Source organism: Microbacterium sp. UBA3486, assembly GCF_002377845.1.
Lineage (GTDB): Bacteria > Actinomycetota > Actinomycetes > Actinomycetales > Microbacteriaceae > Microbacterium > Microbacterium maritypicum_A.
The window spans coordinates 1-4,202 of the sequence record NZ_DFQP01000078.1 but is presented as its reverse complement, the minus strand read 5'-3'; the positions used below and the strand labels follow the sequence as shown (position 1 = coordinate 4,202).

4 protein-coding genes are annotated in these 4,202 nt (G+C 66.9%); all 4 read left to right on the top strand.

The window, feature by feature from the left end; translation table 11 throughout:
- Nucleotides 1-492, top strand: a 492-nt coding sequence (locus B2869_RS11785; protein ID WP_292766723.1) for a TOBE domain-containing protein, incomplete at its 5' end; no start/stop codon positions are given.
- A 57-nt stretch (nucleotides 493-549) separates the two neighbouring features.
- On the top strand, nucleotides 550-1,710 hold the full coding sequence (locus tag B2869_RS11780) for an ABC transporter substrate-binding protein (protein WP_292766720.1): 1,161 nt from the start codon (nucleotides 550-552) through the stop codon (nucleotides 1,708-1,710).
- 47 nt (nucleotides 1,711-1,757) lie between these two features.
- Nucleotides 1,758-3,581, top strand: coding sequence for an ABC transporter permease (locus B2869_RS11775; protein WP_292766717.1), 1,824 nt, complete (start codon nucleotides 1,758-1,760; stop codon nucleotides 3,579-3,581).
- A 161-nt stretch (nucleotides 3,582-3,742) separates the two neighbouring features.
- Nucleotides 3,743-4,144 carry a hypothetical protein gene (locus tag B2869_RS11770; RefSeq protein WP_292766715.1) on the top strand — a complete coding sequence of 134 codons (402 nt, stop codon included), beginning with the start codon at nucleotides 3,743-3,745 and terminating at the stop codon, nucleotides 4,142-4,144.
- Nucleotides 4,145-4,202 lie beyond the last annotated feature (58 nt).

Genomic DNA, 4,202 nt, shown 5'->3' with positions numbered 1-4,202 from the left:
GAGGCGCTGTCGATGTCGGATCGGGTGGCCGTGATGAACGGCGGACGCATCGTGCAGGAGGCGTCACCCCGCGAGCTCTACGACCAGCCGGCCGACCGATTCGTGGCGAACTTCGTCGGTCGCGCGAACATGATCCCCGCCGTGGTGATCGATCGTGACGGCCCCGGCGACGCGGTGGTCGAGGCGCTCGGCACCCGGCTGCAGACGCCGGTGCCCGACGGGGTCTCGATCGGCGACGAGGTCACCCTGACATTCCGGCCCGAGACCGTGCGCTGGCATGAGACCGACATCGATCGCCCGAACGTCCTTCCCGTGCGCATCGTGCGGGTGGAGTTCCTCGGCGAGATCGTCGAGTACGAGGCCGAAGTGCTCACCGATGGCGAGCCCGTCGCCACGATCGTCGGACGCGGAGCGCCACTCGCGACACCCCCCGAGGGCGGCAGGGTCTTCCTCGAACTGGTCTCGCACGCCTGCCGCGTGCTGGGCGCCTGATCCACCCCGCACCACACCCGCAATCACACACCTGATGTCAGAGAGGACATTCAGATCATGAAGAGAACACTGGGAGCTGTCGCCATCACGGCGGTCTTCGCGCTCGCCTTGACCGGATGCAACACATCGACCGATGCCGGCGGCGGTGACAGCGCGCTCGAGGGCGACGCCGCGTCGGCCACCTGCGACGCCGTGGAAGTCGGAGCGATCACCCGCTGCGAGAACTTCTACGACGAGTACTGGCCCGAGATCGACAAGCAGCTCGACGCCCTCTACGAAGAGGCGAAGAAGGCTGACGGCGGCACTCTGGTCATCTGGGACTGGTACGAGCTGTCGCCTGACGTGATCGAGCAGTTCAACAAGCGCTTCCCCGACATCAAGGTCGAGACCAGGGGGCTGACGTACAACCTGTCGTCGGCGATCATCTCGGCGAAGGCGACCGGTTCGCGGAACACCGATGTGGTGTCCGGCTCGATCACCTCGATGGCCGCGATGTACGACGAGGGCTTCTGGGAGAAGGTCGACTGGGAGAGCTTCGGTGTTCCGAAGGAGTTCCTGACCATCGGCGCCCCCGAGCTCATGCCCGACAGCATCAACGGCACGCTCATCCAGTACAACACCGACAAGGTGACCGCGGTGCCCGAGACGCTCGACGGGCTGCTCGCCCCCGAATACAAGGACAAGGTGTCGGTCGCCGGCTACAACGCGGTGGTCTTCGCCGGATACGGCATGGCCGAGGGCGAGGACAAGATGGTCTCGCTGATCGACGAGCTCCTGTCGTCGGGCAACCTGAAGCTGCTGGAGGACCAGGGTGCTCCGCTGTCGAGCGGTGACGTGCCGATCGCGCTCAACCAGACGCTGTTCAACCCGAACCCGGCGCTGCAGGTCTCACCGTTCGAGCACGCAGGAGTCTGGGCGCAGTTCTCCGGCGTCAACTCCGACGCCAAGAACAAGCCGGGGGCCGCGCTGTGGACCCTGTGGAACGCGTTCGACCCCGACTGGATCAAGCTCCGCATGACCGACGAGCGTTTCGCCAGCACCCAGGTGCCGTTCGCCGGTCTCCCCGCCGCGACCTTCGCCGAGGCCACCGGACTCATGAAGACGAACTCCGACGCGCTGCTGCTCGGCCTCGAGAACGGCGCCGAGACCGAGACGCAGGCCACTCGTGACGACTGGCAGGCCATGATCAACGCCGCCGACAAGGCGCTGAACGGATAACGATGTTCAAGGCAGGACGGACCACGGGGCGAAAGCGTCCCACCACGATGACGATCGCGATGATCGTCTCGGGCGCGGTCATCTTCATCCTTCTCGCGGTACCACTGATCGTCCAGGTGATCACCGCATTCCGTGGTCCGTTCCTGCCCTTCGGCGTCTCGTCGGCCCAGTGGGGTGTCGAGAACTTCGTCACCCTGTGGCAGCTGCGCGAAGACTTCTGGGGCGTGCTCGGCGCGACCGGCGCCTTCGTCGGCGGCTCCACGCTGCTCACGCTCCTGATGGCTTTCGGCCTCGCCTGGGTCACGGTGCGCACGGATGCCCCGTGGCGCCGTCTGATCTCGGTGCTGGTGATCGTGCCGTACATCATCCCGCCGATCGTGAAGGCCCAGGCCTACCTGCTGATGCTGTCGCCCGAGTCGGGGGTGCTCAACCAGCTGCTGCGGCTGCTGCCGTTCGCGAGCGACGTGCCGATCGATCCCTATGCGTTCCCGACGATGATCTTCATCCAGGCGCTCACGAACGTCACGTTCCCGTACCTGATGATCGTGCCGATCCTGACGAACATGGACGGCTCGCTGGAGGAGTCGGCGCGGGTCTCGGGGGCCTCCTGGCCGCAGACGCTTCGTCGAGTGACGCTGCCGATGCTGTGGCCGGGGCTCCTCGGGGTGACGGTGCTGACCTTCATCCTCGGCCTCGGCAGTCTCGAGGTGCCGCTGCTGTTCGGCCAGGAGTCGGGACGCGACATCTTCGCCCTCAAGCTCTGGACGCTCATCAGCTCCAACGCGGGCGAACTGCCGCAGTACGGTCTGGCTGCCGCGTGGGGACTGGTGTTCCTCGTGATCACGACCGTCGCGTTCGCGATCTATCTGCGGGCCACGCGCAACGCCGAGCGCAGAGCCTCGGTGTCGGGCAAGGGCTTCCGGCCGTCGACCATGCGGATGGGGCCGTGGAAGATCCCGGTCATGCTGCTGGTCGCCGTGTTCATCCTGCTCACCGGCATCCTCCCTCTGCTCGCTCTGCTGTGGGCGGCGATCACTCCCTATCCGGTGGCGTTCTCGATCGACGCGATGCTCGGCAGCACCGACTTCGGCGCCTTCGGCACGGTGCTCGCCGACCCCGAGTTCTGGGTGTCGCTCGGACGCACGGTCATCATCGCGGGCGGCAGCGCCACGATCGCGGTGGTCTTCGCCACGGTGCTCGCCTACGGCATCGCCCGCAGCAAGAAGACCTGGTGGGTGAAGGCCATGGACCTGTTCGCCTCCTCGTCGGTCGCGATCCCCGCGACCATCGCCGGCTTCGCGATGTTCCTCACGTTCATGGTGATCAACCCGTACATCCCGATCGCGGGCACGCTGCTCGCGCTCGTGATCGCGTACTCCTACCGGGTGTCGATCGCCTACCGCTCGTCGTACAGCGCGACGCTGCAGATCAGGCCGGAGCTGGAGGAGGCGGCGCTCACCAGCGGAGCGAGTCGGTTCGAGGGATTCCGCCGCATCATCGCGCCGCTGCTGATGCCGACCGTGATGGCCGTGTGGATCCAGATGTTCATCCTCGGCACCAATGAGTTCACGCTCCCGGCGTTCCTGGCGACCCCGTCGTCGCGGCCGCTGTCGATGTACATCTACGCGATGATCAACCCGCGGTCCGCACAGCTGTATGCGCCGGACCAGGGGGCCGCGATGGCGCTGATCTTCACGCTGATGGTGTTCGCGATCGGCTACGGCCTGCAGTGGGCGCTCTCTCGCCGAGCGATCGGTCGCACACGCAAGGCGGTTTCCGCGGGTCTCCCCGACCTCGCCGCCGCCTCTCCTGCTCCCGCTCCCGCCGATTCCGCGACGGTGACCCTGGCCGTGCAGCGTCACAAGCGCTGACCCCATCCGCCGAGTGCACGGCTTCCTGTNNCTTCCTGTCGAGTGCACGGCTTCCCGGCGTGAAGAAGCCGTGCGCTCGACGAGATCCCGTGCTCTCGACGGGTAACGTGCGTTCGACGGGTAACGTGCTCTTTGTCGTGTGGGGGAGAGGAGAGGGAGCGATGCGTGTACGCGCACCATCGGCCAAGGCCGGGATCGTCGTCTGGGCCCTGCTCATCCTCCCGATGATCGGGGTCGTCCTCGCCGTGATGGATCTGTTCGCCGGATATGTCTGGTCGCTGCTGGCGGTCATCGCGCTGGTGGTGTTCACCGCGCGGGTGTTCCGTGGTCCCGGAGAGAGCATGGCGCCGCGGCCGTGGTGGCGGATGACGACGACGGCTCTCTCCAGCGCGGTCCTCTCCGTGCTCTTCGCGGTTCAGGCCGTCGTCGGTCTCTTCCGAGCGGGGACCGCCCCGTTCCCGGCCGCTGTCGTTCTGGGCGCGCTGCTGACGCTTGCGGTGGCCGGGGCATATGCGCTCTCCGCGACCCGCCTCGCCCGCGTCGAGGGGCCGCACAAGGGATAGCCCCGCCCCGCTCTCTCGCTCCCACCCTCTCACTCCCGCCGAGTGCACGGCTTCCTGT